The organism is Enterobacter sp. JUb54, from assembly GCF_014298075.1.
In the GTDB taxonomy this organism is placed as follows: domain Bacteria; phylum Pseudomonadota; class Gammaproteobacteria; order Enterobacterales; family Enterobacteriaceae; genus Klebsiella; species Klebsiella lignicola.
In genome coordinates this window covers 2498940-2515532 of sequence record NZ_CP060418.1, presented here as the reverse complement: position 1 = coordinate 2515532, position 16593 = coordinate 2498940, and the positions used below count along the sequence as shown (strand labels likewise).

Here is a 16593-nt window from a genome sequence, read left to right as displayed (position 1 = left end):
AGCCAGTGGTCCTGTTTTCAAACCGCTACAAAGTGTAGCCAATGGATGTGTTATCAGATCGCCATAGCATAGCCCAAACGCCCACGTCAAAACAGCCTTTCGCACATTAACATCGGCAAAAGCGGCACAGACTATTTAGCGACTCTGTGGGCTAACTGGCAAAGCAGATGACAAATAAGGTCTATTATTAGAAGAAGTTAACCACACCGGAGGCGAAATGATGAACAAGGTTGCTCAATTCTACCGTGAACTGGTGTCGACGCTCAGTGAGCGGCTACGCAATGGAGAGCGCGATATCGACGCCCTGGTAGAACAGGCGCGGGCGAAAATTAGCGAGTCGGGTGAGTTAACGCACCGCGAAATAGAGACCCTGACCAAAGCGGTCAGACGTGACCTGGAAGAGTTCGCCCGCAGCTACGAAGAGAGTCAGGATGAGCTGACGGATAGCGTCTTTATGCGGGTGATAAAAGAGAGCCTGTGGCAGGAACTGGCGGATATTACCGATAAAACCCAGCTGGAATGGCGCGAGGTGTTCCAGGATCTGAATCATCACGGGGTCTACCATAGCGGAGAAGTCGTGGGGCTGGGGAATCTGGTGTGCGAGCACTGTCATTATCATCTGGCGGTCTATACCCCGGATGTGCTGCCACGCTGCCCGAAATGCGGCCATGACCAGTTCCAGCGCCGTCCTTTTGAACCCTGATTAAGCTGGTAGCAGGCGCGCACCGAGCGATGCGCGCCTGGGATGGTTCTAAGATTAATGCAGGATTTTTGCGAGGAAGTCTTTGGCACGATCGGATTGCGGGTTGGCGAAGAACGCCTCTTTGTCCGAGTCTTCGACAATCTTGCCTTCATCCATAAAGATTACCCGGTTGGCCACCTTGCGGGCAAAGCCCATTTCGTGGGTCACCACCATCATCGTCATGCCTTCGTTCGCCAGTTCGACCATGACATCGAGCACTTCGTTGATCATCTCCGGATCCAGCGCTGAGGTTGGTTCGTCAAACAGCATGGCGATCGGATCCATACACAGCGCACGGGCGATCGCCACGCGTTGCTGCTGGCCGCCGGAGAGCTGGGCCGGGAATTTATCGGCATGGGCGGACAGGCCCACACGCTCCAGCAATTTCAGGCCTTTGGTCCGCGAGGCCGCTTTGTCGCGGTTAAGCACTTTGACCTGCGCCAGAGTCAGGTTGTCGATGATCGACAGATGTGGAAACAGCTCAAAGTGCTGGAACACCATCCCGACGCGGGAGCGCAGCTTAGCGAGGTTGGTTTTCTTATCGTTCACTTTGGTGCCATCCACGGTGATCTCGCCCTGTTGGATCGGTTCGAGGCCGTTGACGGTTTTAATCAGCGTCGATTTACCCGAGCCGGACGGCCCGCAAACCACCACCACTTCACCTTTCTTCACTTCCGTGGAGCAATCGGTCAGCACCTGAAAGTGACCATACCATTTTGAAACGTTTTTCAGGGTAATCATTACACAGTCCTTTTCTTCAACCAGCTGACCAACAGCGATGCGCTGAGACTAATGACAAAATACACGGCACCTGCGAACAGGATCATCTCGACCTGCGTTCCGTCGCGCTCGCCGATGGTGGAGGCAGTACGGAAGAAGTCGGCCAGGCTCAGGACGTAGACCAGTGAGGTATCCTGGAACAGGACAATCCCCTGCGTCAGCAGCAACGGCACCATGGCGCGAAACGCCTGCGGCAAAATAATCAGCTTCATGGATTGCCAGTGGGTCATACCCAGCGCCAGCGCGGCGCTGGACTGGCCGCGGGAGATGCTCTGGATACCCGCGCGGATAATTTCCGAATAGTACGCCGCCTCAAACATCGAGAAGGCCACCATCGCGGAAATCAGCCGGATATCGCTCTTCGGCGACAGGCCAAGTACGTTCTGCAGGAAGCCGGGAACGATCAGGTAGAACCACAGCAGGACCATGACCAGCGGGATCGAACGGAACACGTTGACGTAGGTTTTCGCGAACCAGGAGAGCGGCAGGAAGCTCGACAGGCGCATGACCGCCAGCAGGGTCCCCCAGACGATACCGATAATAATCGCGGTGACGGTGATTTTCAGGGTAATAACCAGCCCGGCCAGCAGGTAGGGCATGGAGGGAACGATAGAACTCCAGTCAAAATCGTACATGATTATTTCCCCCCCAAATTGCCCGGCAGGCGGACCTTACGTTCAACCACATACATTATCAGCATAATCACGGCGTTAATCAGCACGTAAGCGAGGGTAATCGCCGTAAAGGATTCCCACGCGTGAGCGGAGTAATCCAGCAGCTTACCCGCCTGCGCTGCCATATCCGCCAGCCCGATGGTTGAGGCGATGGCCGAGTTTTTCACCAGGTTCATCATCTCGGAGGTCATCGGCGGCACGATGACGCGGTAAGCGTTGGGCAGCAGTACATAACGATAGGTCTGCGGCAGCGTCAGGCCCATTGCCAGGCCGGCATTTTTCTGCCCGCGCGGCAGCGACTGAATCGCGGCGCGAACCTGTTCACAGACGCGAGCGGCGGTAAACAGCCCCAGGCACAGCATAGAAGAGACAAAGAACTGAATATTGGGATCCAGTTCGGACTTGAACCACATGCCGATATCTTCCGGCAGGAGCTCAGGCACGACCAGATACCAGGTGAAGAACTGGACGATCAACGGTACGTTACGGAACAGTTCAACGTAGCAGGTGCCGATGCTGGATAACCAGCGGTTGGGGACGGTACGTAAAATACCGAACAGCGAGCCGACGAGGAAAGCGATGACCCAGGCGCTAATCGACAAGGCGATAGTGACCTGAAAGCCGCTCCATAGCCAGCCCAGATAGGTGGTGTTGCCGAACGGGGCCTGTTGCAGGAATATTCCCCAGTTCCAGTCTATTGACATAAATGACTCCTGGAAAAAAAAGGGTAGCATCGCTACCCTCGAAGATTATTGTTCAGCTTGTTTCGGTATTCGCGGCGGCTGGGGAACGACCAGCCACCGTATAGTCTGTCCGTGCTGTCACAACAATCGGAAGGGCAAGTCGCTTTGCCCCTTGTTTTTTTAATTAGTTAAGAGCTTTGTCATTTGGTGATTTGAACAGCGCCTTCATGTCGTCGGAGAGGTCAAAGTTGATGTTCATCCCTTTTGGTGGGATTGGATTTTTAAACCAGGTATCAAACCACTTCGCCGCTTCCCCTGAGGTTTGCGCTTGCGCAATGGTATCGTCTAACAGTTTTTTGAATTCCGGGTCGTTTTTACGCAGCATGCAGCCGTAAGCTTCATGGGATTGCGGCGTGCCGAGAATTTCCCAGTTGTCCGGTTTCTTCGCCTTCGCGCGCTCGCCGGCCAACAGTGCATCATCCATCATAAAGGCCACAGCACGACCGCTTTCCAGGGTACGGAAGGAGTCACCGTGATCTTTCGCGCCGATGATGCGCATGTTCATTTTCTGCTCGTCGTTCAGCTTATGCAGCAGAATTTCTGAGGTGGTACCGGAGGTGACGACGACGGCCTTGCCTTTCAGATCGGCGAAGTCTTTAATCGGGCCGCCTTTTTTCACCAGCAGACGCGTACCGACAACGAAGATGCTGTCGCTGAAGGCCGCTTGTTTCTGGCGTTCCAGGTTGTTAGTGGTAGAACCGCACTCAAAATCGAAGGTGCCGTTTTGCAGCAGCGGAATACGGTTTTGCGAGGTAATCGGGATCAGTTTGACTTCCAGATTTGGTTTGTTCAGTTTTTTCTTAATGGCATCAACGATGACGTTGGAGTAATCCTGAGAGTAACCCACCACTTTCTGCTGGTTATCGTAGTAGGAGAACGGTACCGATGATTCACGGTGGCCGACGACGATAACATCGTTTTTAGCGATTTTTTCAAGGGTAGGCATCTGCTGTTGTGCAGGCGCTTGCCCTGCATCAGCGGCTGGTTTTGCCTCTTCCGCATGTGCCAGGCCGGCGGTCATACCCATGACCAGCATTGCTGTGGTCAGTTTACGTAATTGCATATCCAACTCCTTATCCGCAGCGTCAGCGACGCTTTTGATACCCATTGTGAATGTGTGTGTGCGTTATTATTGCTGCGATATTTGTGTGCAGCATTTGTATGTGTTTGTTAGCATTTAGTTTGGCTTAATGTAAAGATTTTGCTGTGATATTGTTTATTTTTGCGAACTACTCCGCACCATTTAAAGGCAAAAATCGGCCATTGCACCAAACTAGTGCCGGGTCAGTATTGTGCTGGTGCAACCGGGTTATACCAGTACACGATGGCGTGGTGACCTGAGTTTATTAAGCAAGGGGCGTGCCAGATTACGGCGAGGAAGAGATTTGCCCCGGTGACGAATGTCGACTGGGGCTAACAGCGCAGAGGTTACAGTTTCAGGTAAGAATACCTATCGGCGACGTTGACGCAGACTCATGATCAGGGCGCCAAAACCGAGGAGCGCGGTGAGCGCCCACAGTGGCCAGTTGCCGGTACGCGCATACGGCGTCAGACCGCTGGTCGGCGTGACTTTGGTGGTCAGTACCGCACGGGTGAACTGCGGGATCATGTCCTGAATTTCACCCCGTGGCCCAATTACCGCCGTAATGCCGTTATTGGTGCTGCGCAGCAGGGGACGAGCCAGCTCGAGGGCGCGCATCCGTGCCATCTGGAAGTGTTGCCACGGGCCGATGGACTTACCAAACCAGGCGTCGTTTGAGATGGTCAGCAGGTAGTCGGTGTCCGGGCGGAAATTATCGCGCACCTGTTCACCGAGAATAATCTCGTAGCAGATAGCGGCCGTCAGCTTCATGTTATGCGCCACCAGCTGCGGCTGGACGTACGGGCCACGGCTGAATGAGGACATCGGCAGATCGAAGAACGGCGCCAGCGGGCGCAGAATAGACTCCAGCGGCACGAACTCGCCAAACGGCACCAGGTGATTCTTGTTGTAGCGGTCCTTGGAGTCGTAGCTGTACGGGTTGTCTTTGCCGAGGGTGATGATGGTGTTGTAGGTATCGTAACGGTTTTGCTTATTCAGACGGGCGTCGACGATACCGGTGATCAGCGAGCTGTTTTTGGCGCGCAGCAGGTCGTCCATCATGCTGAGGAAATGCTGCTGGTTAATTTCCAGATCCGGAATGGCTGACTCCGGCCAGATGATCAACTGGGATGACCCCATATGCGGCTGCGTCAGGTCGAGATAGGTTTTCAGCGTGTTGACCAGCTGGTTTTCATCCCATTTCAGGGCCTGAGGAATATCCCCCTGTACTAACGAGACCTGCATGGCACGTTCCGGCAGCAGCTGATACCACTGGATATAGCGCAGCGGGAAGGGCAGGGCGAACAGCACCACGGCGGCAATCAACGGCTTAAGGTTGCGCTGCACCAGCGCCAGTACCAGCAGACCGCTCACCACCATTAACAGGAAGTTAATGGCCTCCACGCCCATCACCGGCGCCAGCCCTTTCAGCGGGCCGTCAATCTGGCTGTAGCCAAACTGTAGCCACGGGAAACCGGTCAATACCCAGCCGCGCAGGAATTCGGTAATCTGCCACACCACCGGTGCGGCAATCGCGAGGCGCAGCCAGTTGGTTTTCGGCCACAGGCGCGACAGCAGCCCGGCGAACAGCCCGGTATACAGCGACATATACGCCGCCAGCAGCACCACCAGGAAGACGTTGACCGGGCCGGGCATACCGCCAAACTGCGCAATGCTGACATACACCCAGTTGATGCCGGAGCCGAATAGCCCCATACCCCAGAAAAAGCCGATCGAGGCGCTTTGCAACGGACGACGGTTCAGGGTCAGTCCCTGCAGACCGATTAACGAGACAATCGCCGCGGGCCAGATGTCATAAGGAGAAAAAGCCAGCGTTCCGCTGGCTCCGAATAATAGCGCCAGCAGCAGACGTACGCGCTGGCGTTCGATAAGAGAGGCAAATACCATTTAGGCTAATCGTCCCGTGTAATTAGTCTTCCAGCTTCGGCTGCGGTGCGTCATCAGGAAGTTTGACATGAACCTGGATGATACGTCGGCTGTCGGCCATAGCGACCTTGAATTGGTAACCATCAATGTCAACCGACTCGCCACGTGCTGGCAGATGCCCAAAGGCCTGCATCACCAGCCCACCAATGGTGTCGACTTCTTCATCGCTGAAATGGGTACCATAGGCTTTATTGAAGTCTTCAATCGGAGCCAGGGCGCGCACCGTCCAGGTGTGGCGGCTCAGTTGACGAAAATCGATATCTTCTTCTTCATCGTATTCGTCTTCGATTTCACCGACGATCAGTTCGAGAATGTCCTCAATGGTCACCAGACCAGAGACGCCACCGAACTCATCGATCACGATCGCCATATGATAGCGTTGGGAGCGAAACTCCTTCAGCATGCGGTCAACCCGCTTGCTTTCAGGCACGACAACCGCCGGGCGTAACACTTTTTCCATGCTGAACGCTTCAGAGTCACTGCGCATAAACGGCAGTAAATCTTTGGCCATCAGAATCCCTTCAATGTGATCTTTATCTTCGCTGATCACCGGGAAACGCGAGTGGGCGGATTCGATGATCACATCGAGGCATTCGTCCAGCGTCTGGTTGCGTTTCAGGGTAATCATCTGCGAGCGAGGGATCATGATATCGCGGACGCGTTGGTCGGCGATGTCCATTACCCCTTCGAGCATATCGCGAGTATCTTCGTCGATAAGGTCGTTTTGCCCGGAATCACGGATCAGCTCCAGCAGTTCATCACGGTTTTTTGGTTCGCCGTGAAAAAGCTGGCTGAGTAACAGGGAGAAGAATCCCTTTTTGCTGTTTACTGTGTCACTACTGTGTGAATTGTCGTCGCTCATGGCGTCGTGTGGGTTCTCATGTTAGTTAAATGTCGCTCGTCGCGCGTATGCTCAGCGCCGGACGGCACGGGTGCTGCTCGCCGGTCAGACCGGCGGCAGGTTATTCCTTCTCGGCAATGTACGGATCCTCATAGCCCAGAGCAAGCATTATCTCTGTTTCGAGGGCTTCCATCTCTTCCGCTTCTTCATCAATGATATGGTCATAGCCCAGCAGATGCAGACTGCCGTGGATAACCATGTGCGCCCAGTGCGCTTCCAGCGGTTTCTCCTGCTCTTTGGCTTCCTGTTCAACCACCTGACGGCAGATGATCAGATCGCCCAGCAGCGGCAGTTCGATCCCCGGCGGCGCTTCAAACGGGAAGGACAGCACGTTAGTGGGCTTATCCTTGCCGCGATAGGTCAGATTCAGCTCGTGGCTTTCGGCTTCGTCAACCAGGCGAATCGTCACTTCTGACTCTTCCTGGAACTGAGGGATCACCGCGTCGACCCAGTGTTGGAACCGGGCTTCATCCGGCAATCCGCTGTTATCTTCGCAAGCCAGCTGTAAATCGAGAATAACCTGACTCATTTTTGCTCCTGTTCCTGGGCTTCGCGTTTGCGCTCGGCGGCCTGTTCTGCTCTACGTTTTTGATCGGCTTCTTCCCATGCTTCATACGCATTGACGATACGGGCAACCACCGGATGGCGGACCACGTCTTCGCTGTGGAAGAAATTGAAACTGATTTCATCGACTTCGGCCAACACTTCAATGGCGTGGCGCAGGCCGGATTTGGTGCTGCGCGGCAGGTCAATCTGCGTGACGTCGCCGGTGATCACCGCTTTAGAGTTAAAACCGATACGGGTCAGGAACATTTTCATCTGTTCGATGGTGGTGTTCTGGCTTTCATCGAGAATAATAAAGGCGTCGTTCAGCGTACGGCCGCGCATATAGGCCAGCGGGGCGACTTCGATAACGTTACGCTCAATCAGCTTTTCGACTTTCTCGAAGCCAAGCATTTCGAACAGCGCATCGTACAGTGGGCGCAGGTACGGATCGACTTTCTGGCTCAGGTCACCGGGCAGGAAGCCCAGTTTTTCCCCGGCTTCCACGGCAGGGCGGGTCAGCAGAATACGGCGCACGTCCTGACGCTCAAGCGCGTCGACCGCCGCGGCCACTGCCAGATAGGTTTTCCCGGTCCCGGCCGGGCCGACGCCGAAGGTAATATCATGGTCGAGAATATTGGCGATGTACTGCGCCTGATTTGGCGTACGCGGCTTGATGACGCCACGTTTGGTCTTGATATTGATAGCCTTGCCATAGTCCGGCACGCTCTCAGCGCTTTGCTCCAGCACCCGGGCTTCTTTGATGGCCAGGTGGATCTGTTCCGGCTCAATATCCTGAATTTGGCCGCGCATAGGGGCGGTATCGACGTACAGGCTGCGTAAAATATCGGCCGCGGCGTTTACGCAGATCATGCGGCCGGTCAGTTTGAAGTGATTGTCACGACGATTAATTTCGATGCCCAGACGGCGCTCCAGTTGTTTGATGTTGTCATCAAACGGGCCGCACAGCCCCAACAGGCGTGCGTTATCCGCGGGCTCGAGGGTAATTTCACGGGTTTCTATGTTCAAGCTGTTCCTCTTTACACGTTTTGCCGGACGGCGAACGTCTCCGGCCAGTAAGGAAATTATTCACGTCATGGAAAAATGGCGCAAGCATTGCGATAAATATTGGGCCAGGGAGAGGAAAAACAAGGCCCGCCAGGTCTGGCAGGCCTCTGCGGATCACGGCTGGTAAGTGCTCACGCCAAGATCGTTTTCTTTGCGGGTACGGGCGATAACGGATTCCGGAGATTCCACGATACGCAGCCCCATTTCCTCTTCAGTACGCACAATTTTGCCGCGCAGCGAATTGGTGTAGACGTCCACGATTTCGACATCGACAAACTTGCCCACCATATCCGGGGAGCCTTCGAAGTTGACCACGCGGTTATTCTCGGTGCGCCCGGAAAGCTCCATGATGCTCTTACGCGAGGTGCCTTCCACCAGAATGCGCTGGGTGGTGCCGAGCATGCGTCGGCTCCAGGCCATGGCCTGCTGGTTGATGCGTTCCTGAAGAATGTACAGGCGCTGCTTTTTAACCTCATCCGGTACGTCGTCAACCATATCGGCAGCCGGCGTACCCGGACGTGCGGAGAAGATAAAGCTGTAGCTCACGTCCATATTAACGTCAGAAATGACCTTCATGGTCTTTTCGAAATCGTCGTTGGTTTCACCCGGGAAGCCGACGATAAAGTCGGAACTTATCTGGATGTCCGGGCGGGCGTCGTACAGCTTGCGGATGATGGCTTTATATTCCAGTACCGTGTGCGTACGGCCCATCATATTCAGTACCCGGTCAGAACCGCTTTGTACCGGCAGGTGCAGGAAGCTCACCAGCTCAGGCGTATCGCGATAAACATCGATAATGTCATCGGTGAACTCGATCGGGTGGCTGGTGGTAAAGCGGATGCGGTCAATGCCGTCGATCGCCGCTACCAGACGCAGCAGGTCGGCAAAGTTGCCGGTGGTGCCGTCGTAGTTCTCCCCGCGCCAGGCGTTAACGTTCTGGCCCAGCAAGTTGACTTCACGGACGCCCTGAGCCGCCAGTTGGGCGACTTCAAACAGGATATCGTCCGAGGGACGGCTGACTTCTTCCCCGCGGGTGTAAGGCACCACGCAGTAAGTACAGTATTTGTTGCAGCCTTCCATGATGGAGACAAAGGCGGTTGGGCCTTCGGCTTTCGGTTCCGGCAGGCGGTCGAATTTTTCGATTTCCGGGAAGCTGACGTCGATGATTGGCTTACGATGATCGCGCATGCCGCGAATCGTGTCGATCATTTCCGGCAGACGGTGCAGAGTCTGCGGGCCAAAAATAATATCGACGTAATGCGCGCGCTGGCGAATGAGTTTCCCTTCCTGAGACGCCACGCAGCCGCCAATGCCGATGATGACATCCGGGCGTTTGGCCTTAATCAGCTTCCAGCGTCCCAACTGGTGGAAGACTTTTTCCTGTGCCTTCTCACGAATTGAGCAGGTATTGAGCAGCAGCACATCCGCTTCTTCAGCCACTTCGGTCAGTTGATACCCGTGCGTGGCATCCAGCAGGTCGGCCATCTTTGATGAATCGTATTCGTTCATCTGACAGCCCCAGGTTTTAATATGGAGTTTTTTTGTCATCGACTTGCTCATGCTTAATGATAGAAATTCAAAATGACGGGTACGTATACTTTTTATTCTGTGAATGTCGAATTGCAGGAAGGCGGCAAGTCCGGAAAGCCACAGCAGTAGAGAAAACGTTCTCACTGAGGCCGGCGGGTGCTGCCAACACGTCTGCAATTTGAAAGACGACGAGTAAGCCCGAATTGCAGGACGGCTATTGTAATGCTTTGGTCGCGCCCTGACCAGTACGAGCGTTATCACCGCAAGGTGACGGAAAATCCGGTAAACTGAGCGGATTCTGGTTTAAGGATAATCACCATGACAATTCATGCAACAGATGTCGCCATTGTCGGTGGCGGAATGGTGGGCGGCGCCCTGGCGTTGGGGCTGGCTCAACACGGGTTTACGGTGACGGTCATTGAGCCGTCGACACCGCCGGCATTTGACGCTTCAGCAGCGCCGGATGTGCGTATTTCTGCCATCGGCGCCTCATCGGTGGCGTTGCTCAAAAGCCTCGGCGTCTGGGAGGCGATGCGGGCGATGCGCGTGCATGCCTATCGTCGTCTCGAGACCTGGGAGTGGGAATCCGCCCATGTGACGTTTGATGCCGCGGAGCTAAAGCTGCCGGAGCTGGGCTACATGGTTGAAAACAACGTACTGCAGCTCGCCTTGTGGCAGGCGCTGGAGGCGCATCAGCAGGTCACGTTGCGGGTAGGGGCTGCGTTACAGGCGATACAGCGCGAGCCTACGGGCACGACGCTGCGTCTGAGCGATGGCAGCGAGTGCGCGGCGGCGCTGGTGATCGGTGCGGATGGCGCAAATTCGCAGGTACGTCAGCTGGCGGGCATTGGCGTGCAGGCGTGGCAGTATCAGCAATCCTGCATGCTCATCAGCGTGCAGTGTGCCAACGACCCCGGCGACAGCACCTGGCAACAGTTTACGCCAACGGGTCCACGGGCCTTTCTGCCGCTGTTTGACCACTGGGCGTCGCTGGTGTGGTACGACACGCCCGCGCGCATTCGCCAGCTGCAGGCCATGAGCATGCCGCAGCTACAGCAGGAGATTATGCGTCATTTCCCTTCGCGACTTGGGCAGGTGACGCCGCTTAACGCCGGGGCATTTCCACTGACCCGCCGCCATGCGATGCAGTATGTGCAGCCGGGGCTGGCGCTGGTGGGGGATGCGGCGCATACCATTCATCCGCTGGCAGGACAGGGCGTTAATCTGGGCTATCGGGACGTCGATGCGCTGTTGGACGTGCTGGCTGAGGCGAAAAGCCACGGCGAGACGTGGGCGGGGTTATCCGTGCTTGAGCGTTATCAGGCGCGACGTCGGGCAGATAATTTAATGATGCAGTCGGGGATGGATCTGTTCTACGCCGGCTTCAGCAACGATCTGGCGCCTGTACGGGTGCTGCGTAATATCGGTTTAATGGCTGCGGCGCGCGCTGGCGTCGTTAAGCGTCGGGCACTGAAGTATGCGCTAGGGTTGTGATCCCGAGCCCCCGGCTGGCGTTGTGCGCCGTCGGGGCTCGCTAAAATCACCGACCGTAGAAAGCAAAAAAGCCCGCCGAAGCGAGCTTTTTTACAATAAGTGGCTGGGGTACGAGGATTCGAACCTCGGAATGCTGGTATCAGAAACCAGAGCCTTACCGCTTGGCGATACCCCAACGGGTGCGCTCACATGTGAACGACTTTTTAAATTGGCTGGGGTACGAGGATTCGAACCTCGGAATGCTGGTATCAGAAACCAGAGCCTTACCGCTTGGCGATACCCCAACAATTTTTTTAGATTTATCGAACTGAATCAATAAATACTTTATATGGTGGCTACGACGGGATTCGAACCTGTGACCCCATCATTATGAGTGATGTGCTCTAACCAGCTGAGCTACGTAGCCAGATACTATCATATTCTTCGATGGCTGGGGTACCTGGATTCGAACCAGGGAATGCCGGTATCAAAAACCGGTGCCTTACCGCTTGGCGATACCCCAATGACCGTCGCGGTGAACCGCAAATATCGAAGAAATATGGCTGGGGTACCTGGATTCGAACCAGGGAATGCCGGTATCAAAAACCGGTGCCTTACCGCTTGGCGATACCCCAACAGAAAATCTTGTACTGCCAGGAAGTGGTATCTACAAACTTATTGCCGGTAGCCTTATGGCTATCTTACAACCAGGAGATACCCCATCCGTGCAACGCTTTGGGTGAATGGTGCGGGAGGCGAGACTTGAACTCGCACACCTTGCGGCGCCAGAACCTAAATCTGGTGCGTCTACCAATTTCGCCACTCCCGCAAAAAAAGATGGTGGCTACGACGGGATTCGAACCTGTGACCCCATCATTATGAGTGATGTGCTCTAACCAGCTGAGCTACGTAGCCATCTTTTTTTCGCGTTACCTTATCGGCGTTGCGGGGCGCATTATGCGTATTGGGCCTGCGAGCGTCAACCCCTTTTTCACGGAAAATCGCCGGAATGTGACTGTTTGGTTAGGTTGCGAACAGCGTGATGCAATAATCGGCAATTATTAGTTATTTCTCGTTTTTTACGCGAAAAAAAACCATAAAAAAAACGGACCCCTGAGGGTCCGTTGTCGATGCAAAATGCTTATTTATAGGCTGACTGGTGAACGCCGACGGCGCGTCCTGATGGATCGTTCATGGTTTTGAACGCTTCGTCCCATTCAATCGCTTTAGCGGAAGAACAGGCTACGGACGGACCACCCGGTACACATTCCGCGGCGCTAGGAACCGGGAACAGCTCTTCAAAGATTTCGCGGTACAGGTACGCCTCTTTTGATGACGGCGTGTTGTACGGGAAACGGAAGCTGGCGGTTTCCAGCTGCTGGTCAGTGACCTGTTTCGCCGCAACTTCTTTCAGCGTATCGATCCAGCTGTAACCTACGCCGTCAGAGAACTGCTCTTTCTGGCGCCAGGCGACGCTGGCCGGCAGGTAGGATTCAAAGCATTCACGCAGAATATGCTTTTCCATTTTGCCGTTGCCGCACATTTTATCCTGCGGGTTGATGCGCATCGCCACATCAAGGAACTGCTTGTCCAGGAACGGTACGCGGGCTTCCACACCCCAGGCCGACATTGCTTTGTTGGCACGTGCGCAGTCAAACATATGCAGCGACTGCAGTTTACGCACGGTCTCTTCATGCAGCTCTTTGGCGTTCGGGGCTTTGTGGAAATAGAGATAGCCACCGAACACTTCATCAGAACCTTCGCCGGACAGCACCATTTTGATGCCCATGGCTTTGATTTTACGCGACATCAAATACATCGGCGTGGAGGCGCGGATGGTGGTCACATCATAGGTCTCGATGTGATAGATAACGTCACGGATGGCATCAAGGCCTTCCTGCACGGTGAAGTGAATTTCGTGGTGCACGGTTCCCAAATGGTTTGCCACTTCCTGCGCGGCTTTCAGGTCTGGTGAACCCTGCAGGCCGACGGCGAAGGAGTGCAGCTGCGGCCACCAGGCTTCGCTGCGTTCCTGATCTTCAACCCGGCGTGCGGCAAATTTTTTGGTGATAGCAGAAATCACCGATGAATCCAGACCGCCAGACAGCAGCACGCCGTATGGAACGTCGGACATCAGGTGGCTTTTCACCGACTCTTCCAGCGCCTGGCGCAGTTCGTTTTTATCGGTGACGTTGTCTTTTACCGCGTCATAGTCAAACCAGTCGCGCTGATAGTACTCACGGATTTCACCGTCTTTGCTCCACAGGTAGCTGCCTGCCGGGAACTCTTTAATGGTGCGGCAAACCGGCACCAGCGCTTTCATTTCAGAAGCAACGTAGAAGTTACCGTGTTCGTCGTGGCCCATATACAGCGGAATAATACCGATATGGTCGCGGCCAATCAGGTAGGCGTCCTGCTCACTGTCGTACAGTGCGAAGGCGAACATCCCCTGCAGATCGTCGAGGAATGCCGGACCTTTTTCCTGATACAGCGCGAGGATCACTTCACAGTCGGAGCCGGTCTGGAAGGTGTAGCGGTCGCCGTATTCTGCACGCAGCGCCTGGTGGTTGTAGATTTCACCGTTGACCGCCAGGGCATGGGTTTTTTGTTGGTTGTACAGCGGCTGGGCGCCGGCGTTAACGTCGACGATAGACAGACGCTCATGGACCAGAATCGCTTTGTCACTGGCGTACACACCAGACCAGTCAGGGCCGCGGTGGCGCATCAGGCGGGAAAGTTCCAGTGCCTTTTTACGCAGTTCGACCGCGTCAGTTTTAATATCCAGTACGCCGAAAATTGAACACATAACCTTCTCCATTACCCTATCGTGTTGTGATGTTGTGCAGACGTCGTCTTACTGCGATGTCTTAGTGCATGGATAAGAAAATGCCGCAAAGGAGAGAGGGGCGCAAGGGATTTAGGGTCACTAAAAGAAAAAACGCAATGACGATTGTTGAATAGTAAAAAAAGCACATCTTTTGAGCTTGTTTATTGATGAATCCTCAGTGATGCGCCTTTTTTATTAGATATGGATGCTTTTCGGTGGGGTATAAATGAAAAACCACGTCCTGAGACGTGGTTTTTTTCAGAAAACATCAATTTCGGCGACGGAGGGATAGATCCACGACGGCCGGAACGGCAGGCTGTCGATATCGTCGAGGGTCGAGACGCCAGAGAGCACCAGGATTGTCTCCAGGCCCGCCTGGAAGCCCGCCAGGATATCGGTCCGTAAGTTATCGCCGACGATGACCGTCTGCTCGGAGTGCGCCTGCATTTTATTCAGCGCAGAGCGGATAATCCACGGGCTGGGTTTGCCCACGTAGAAGGGTTTGCGCCCGGAGATTTTCTCAATACCGGCACAGAGCGCGCCGCAGGCCGGGTAGAAACCGCGCCCGTGCGTATCCGGGTTGGTGGCAATAAAACGCGCGCCGTTAGCGACGAAGAAGGCCGCTTTATGCATCATCTCCCAGTTAAAGGAGCGGGTCTCACCGACGATAACAAAGTCCGGATTAACATCGGTAATGGTGAAGCCGGCTTTATACAGTTCGTGGATCAGCGCGCCTTCTCCGACGACGTAGGCTTTCTTGCCTTCCTGACGGCGCAGGAAATCCGCCGTCGCCATCGCGGAGGTGTAAAAGGTGCTATCCGGTACATCGATCCCGGCGGTCGCGAAGCGGTTTGCCAGATCCTGCCCGGTCTGGGAAGGGTAGTTGGTCAACATCACCAACGGCATCCCTTTATCGAGGATACGTTTGATAAATTCAGCCGCGCCCGGTACGGCCACGTTGTCGTGCATCAGCACGCCGTCAATATCACAGATTACGTTTTGAATGGTCATCGACTGTCCGACATCATTAAAAGAAAGGCGAAACTATATAGCTGCATTAGCTTTCCAGCAAACGCTGGAGCAGAATACCGTTGAGCATGGCGCGTTTCACCAGCGCAAAAGCGCCGATGGCAGAACGGTGATCCAGTGTGGAACGCACCACCGGTAGATTTTTGCGAAACGCCTTCAACGCCTGGGCATTAATACAGCCTTCAATGGCAGGTAGCAGCACTTTCTCCGCTTCGACAATCTCGCCGGCGATCACCACTTTTTGCGGGTTAAACAGGTTAATCGCAATCGCGATGGTTTTCCCGAGGTGGCGCCCGACGTGTTCGACCACTTCACAAGCCAGCGCATCGCCCTTATTGGCGGCTTTGCAGATGGTTTTGATCGAGCAGTCATCGATGGTCAGCCGGCTCTGGTAACCCTGTTCGAGCAGGTGATGCACGCGATGCTCGATGGCAGCATTTGCCGCCACGGTTTCCAGGCAGCCGAAATTGCCGCAGTGGCAGCGCTCGCCGAGCGGGTCGACCTGGATATGGCCGATTTCACCAACGTTGCCGTTACGGCCGATAAAAATACGGCCATTGGAGATAATCCCCGCGCCGGTCCCGCGGTGCACGCGCACCAGAATTGAGTCTTCGCAGTCCTGGCTTGCACCAAAATAGTGTTCTGCCAGCGCCAGACTACGGATGTCGTGCCCCACAAAGCAGGTAACTTTAAAACGTTTTTCTAACGCCTCGACCAGCCCCCAGTTCTCCACCGGAATGTGCGGCATGTAGCGGATCACGCCGCTTTCCGGGTCAACCAGACCAGGAAGAATCACCGAAATGGCGATAAGCTCGCGGATTTTGCGCTGACAGCGTTCAATAAAGGCAGCAATGATGTTGAGCAGGGCATGTTCCAGGGTTTCCTGGGTGCGCTCCGGCAGCGGGAAGTGTTCTTCTTCCAGCGTCTTACTGCTCAGATCGTACAGGGTCAGGGTGGCGTCATGGCGGCCAAGACGTACCCCGATCGCGTGGAAATTGCGGGTTTCCGCAATAATAGAGATGGCGCGGCGGCCTCCGGTGGAGGCCTGCTGATCGACTTCTTTGATCAGTCCGCGTTCAATCAGTTGACGCGTGATTTTGGTCACGCTGGCAGGGGCAAGCTGGCTTTGTTCCGCGATCTGAATGCGCGAGATAGGGCCGTGCTGGTCAATGAGCCGGTACACGGCCGCGCTGTTCAGCTGTTTTACGAGATCAACGTTACCAATTTGAGCATGTCCGCCTGCTGTCATACTTTA

General features: G+C 54.9%; 15 protein-coding genes and 7 tRNA genes. 3 read left to right on the top strand and 19 right to left on the bottom strand.

Annotated features, from left to right (window positions below):
• The first annotated feature begins 217 nt into the window (after nt 1–217).
• Nucleotides 218–703 (top strand): zinc ribbon-containing protein, encoded by a 486-nt coding sequence (locus HF679_RS11625; RefSeq protein ID WP_174508387.1) that lies wholly within the window; start codon nt 218–220, stop codon nt 701–703.
• 54 nt (nt 704–757) lie between these two features.
• Here the strand turns inward: HF679_RS11625 and HF679_RS11620 are convergent, their stop codons facing one another.
• The 8 genes from HF679_RS11620 to HF679_RS11585 all read right to left on the bottom strand — a co-directional run bounded on the left by HF679_RS11620 (nt 758) and on the right by HF679_RS11585 (nt 8440).
• The gene (locus HF679_RS11620; protein ID WP_123755948.1) at nt 758–1483 is read right to left on the bottom strand and encodes an amino acid ABC transporter ATP-binding protein; all 726 of its coding nucleotides are present in this window, start codon (nt 1481–1483) and stop codon (nt 758–760) included.
• Complete coding sequence (gltK, locus tag HF679_RS11615) at nt 1483–2157, bottom strand: glutamate/aspartate ABC transporter permease GltK (protein WP_123755949.1); 675 nt, start codon at nt 2155–2157, stop codon at nt 1483–1485. The genes HF679_RS11620 and gltK overlap by 1 nt, the downstream gene beginning before the upstream one ends.
• 2 nt (nt 2158–2159) lie before the next feature.
• Entirely contained in the window at nt 2160–2900 is a 741-nt protein-coding gene (locus tag HF679_RS11610) for an amino acid ABC transporter permease (protein WP_123755950.1), read from the bottom strand.
• Between the two features lie 163 nt (nt 2901–3063).
• Complete coding sequence (locus HF679_RS11605) at nt 3064–4002, bottom strand: amino acid ABC transporter substrate-binding protein (protein WP_123756232.1); 939 nt, start codon at nt 4000–4002, stop codon at nt 3064–3066.
• 387 nt (nt 4003–4389) lie between these two features.
• Nucleotides 4390–5928 carry an apolipoprotein N-acyltransferase gene (gene lnt, locus HF679_RS11600; RefSeq protein ID WP_123755951.1) on the bottom strand — a complete coding sequence of 513 codons (1539 nt, stop codon included), beginning with the start codon at nt 5926–5928 and terminating at the stop codon, nt 4390–4392.
• 22 nt (nt 5929–5950) lie between these two features.
• Nucleotides 5951–6829, bottom strand: coding sequence for a CNNM family magnesium/cobalt transport protein CorC (gene corC, locus HF679_RS11595; protein WP_123755952.1), 879 nt, complete (start codon nt 6827–6829; stop codon nt 5951–5953).
• Between the two features lie 100 nt (nt 6830–6929).
• The gene (gene ybeY, locus HF679_RS11590) at nt 6930–7397 is read right to left on the bottom strand and encodes an rRNA maturation RNase YbeY (protein WP_123755953.1); all 468 of its coding nucleotides are present in this window, start codon (nt 7395–7397) and stop codon (nt 6930–6932) included.
• A complete protein-coding gene (locus HF679_RS11585; protein ID WP_123755954.1) occupies nt 7394–8440 on the bottom strand; it encodes a PhoH family protein in 1047 nt (348 codons plus the stop codon). The genes ybeY and HF679_RS11585 overlap by 4 nt, the downstream gene beginning before the upstream one ends.
• On the opposite strand from HF679_RS11585, the gene HF679_RS11580 reads away from it, so the two are divergent.
• Nucleotides 8433–8606: a hypothetical protein gene (locus HF679_RS11580; protein WP_174508389.1), complete on the top strand. Its 174-nt coding sequence runs from the start codon at nt 8433–8435 to the stop codon at nt 8604–8606. The genes HF679_RS11585 and HF679_RS11580 overlap by 8 nt on opposite strands.
• Here the strand turns inward: HF679_RS11580 and miaB are convergent.
• A complete protein-coding gene (gene miaB, locus HF679_RS11575; RefSeq protein ID WP_123755955.1) occupies nt 8594–10027 on the bottom strand; it encodes a tRNA (N6-isopentenyl adenosine(37)-C2)-methylthiotransferase MiaB in 1434 nt (477 codons plus the stop codon). The two genes, HF679_RS11580 and miaB, sit on opposite strands and share 13 nt — an antisense overlap.
• A gap of 300 nt (nt 10028–10327) precedes the next feature.
• On the opposite strand from miaB, the gene ubiF reads away from it, so the two are divergent.
• A complete protein-coding gene (gene ubiF, locus HF679_RS11570) occupies nt 10328–11503 on the top strand; it encodes a 3-demethoxyubiquinol 3-hydroxylase (RefSeq protein WP_123755956.1) in 1176 nt (391 codons plus the stop codon).
• Between the two features lie 100 nt (nt 11504–11603).
• Here ubiF and HF679_RS11565 read toward each other — a convergent pair.
• The 10 genes from HF679_RS11565 to HF679_RS11520 all read right to left on the bottom strand — a co-directional run bounded on the left by HF679_RS11565 (nt 11604) and on the right by HF679_RS11520 (nt 16587).
• Nucleotides 11604–11678 (bottom strand) — tRNA-Gln (locus tag HF679_RS11565).
• Nucleotides 11679–11712: 34 nt separating this feature from the next.
• Nucleotides 11713–11787, bottom strand: a tRNA-Gln gene (locus tag HF679_RS11560).
• Between the two features lie 45 nt (nt 11788–11832).
• Nucleotides 11833–11909: transfer RNA gene (locus HF679_RS11555), tRNA-Met, on the bottom strand.
• Between the two features lie 21 nt (nt 11910–11930).
• A tRNA-Gln gene (locus HF679_RS11550) sits at nt 11931–12005 on the bottom strand.
• A gap of 37 nt (nt 12006–12042) precedes the next feature.
• A tRNA-Gln gene (locus HF679_RS11545) sits at nt 12043–12117 on the bottom strand.
• Between the two features lie 109 nt (nt 12118–12226).
• A tRNA-Leu gene (locus HF679_RS11540) sits at nt 12227–12311 on the bottom strand.
• Nucleotides 12312–12320: 9 nt separating this feature from the next.
• Nucleotides 12321–12397: transfer RNA gene (locus HF679_RS11535), tRNA-Met, on the bottom strand.
• A gap of 226 nt (nt 12398–12623) precedes the next feature.
• The gene (gene asnB / locus HF679_RS11530) at nt 12624–14288 is read right to left on the bottom strand and encodes an asparagine synthase B (RefSeq protein WP_123755957.1); all 1665 of its coding nucleotides are present in this window, start codon (nt 14286–14288) and stop codon (nt 12624–12626) included.
• 279 nt (nt 14289–14567) lie between these two features.
• Nucleotides 14568–15320, bottom strand: coding sequence for an HAD-IIA family hydrolase (locus HF679_RS11525; RefSeq protein ID WP_187042995.1), 753 nt, complete (start codon nt 15318–15320; stop codon nt 14568–14570).
• A gap of 46 nt (nt 15321–15366) precedes the next feature.
• Nucleotides 15367–16587, bottom strand: coding sequence for an N-acetylglucosamine repressor (locus HF679_RS11520; RefSeq protein WP_123755959.1), 1221 nt, complete (start codon nt 16585–16587; stop codon nt 15367–15369).
• Nucleotides 16588–16593: the final 6 nt, after the last annotated feature.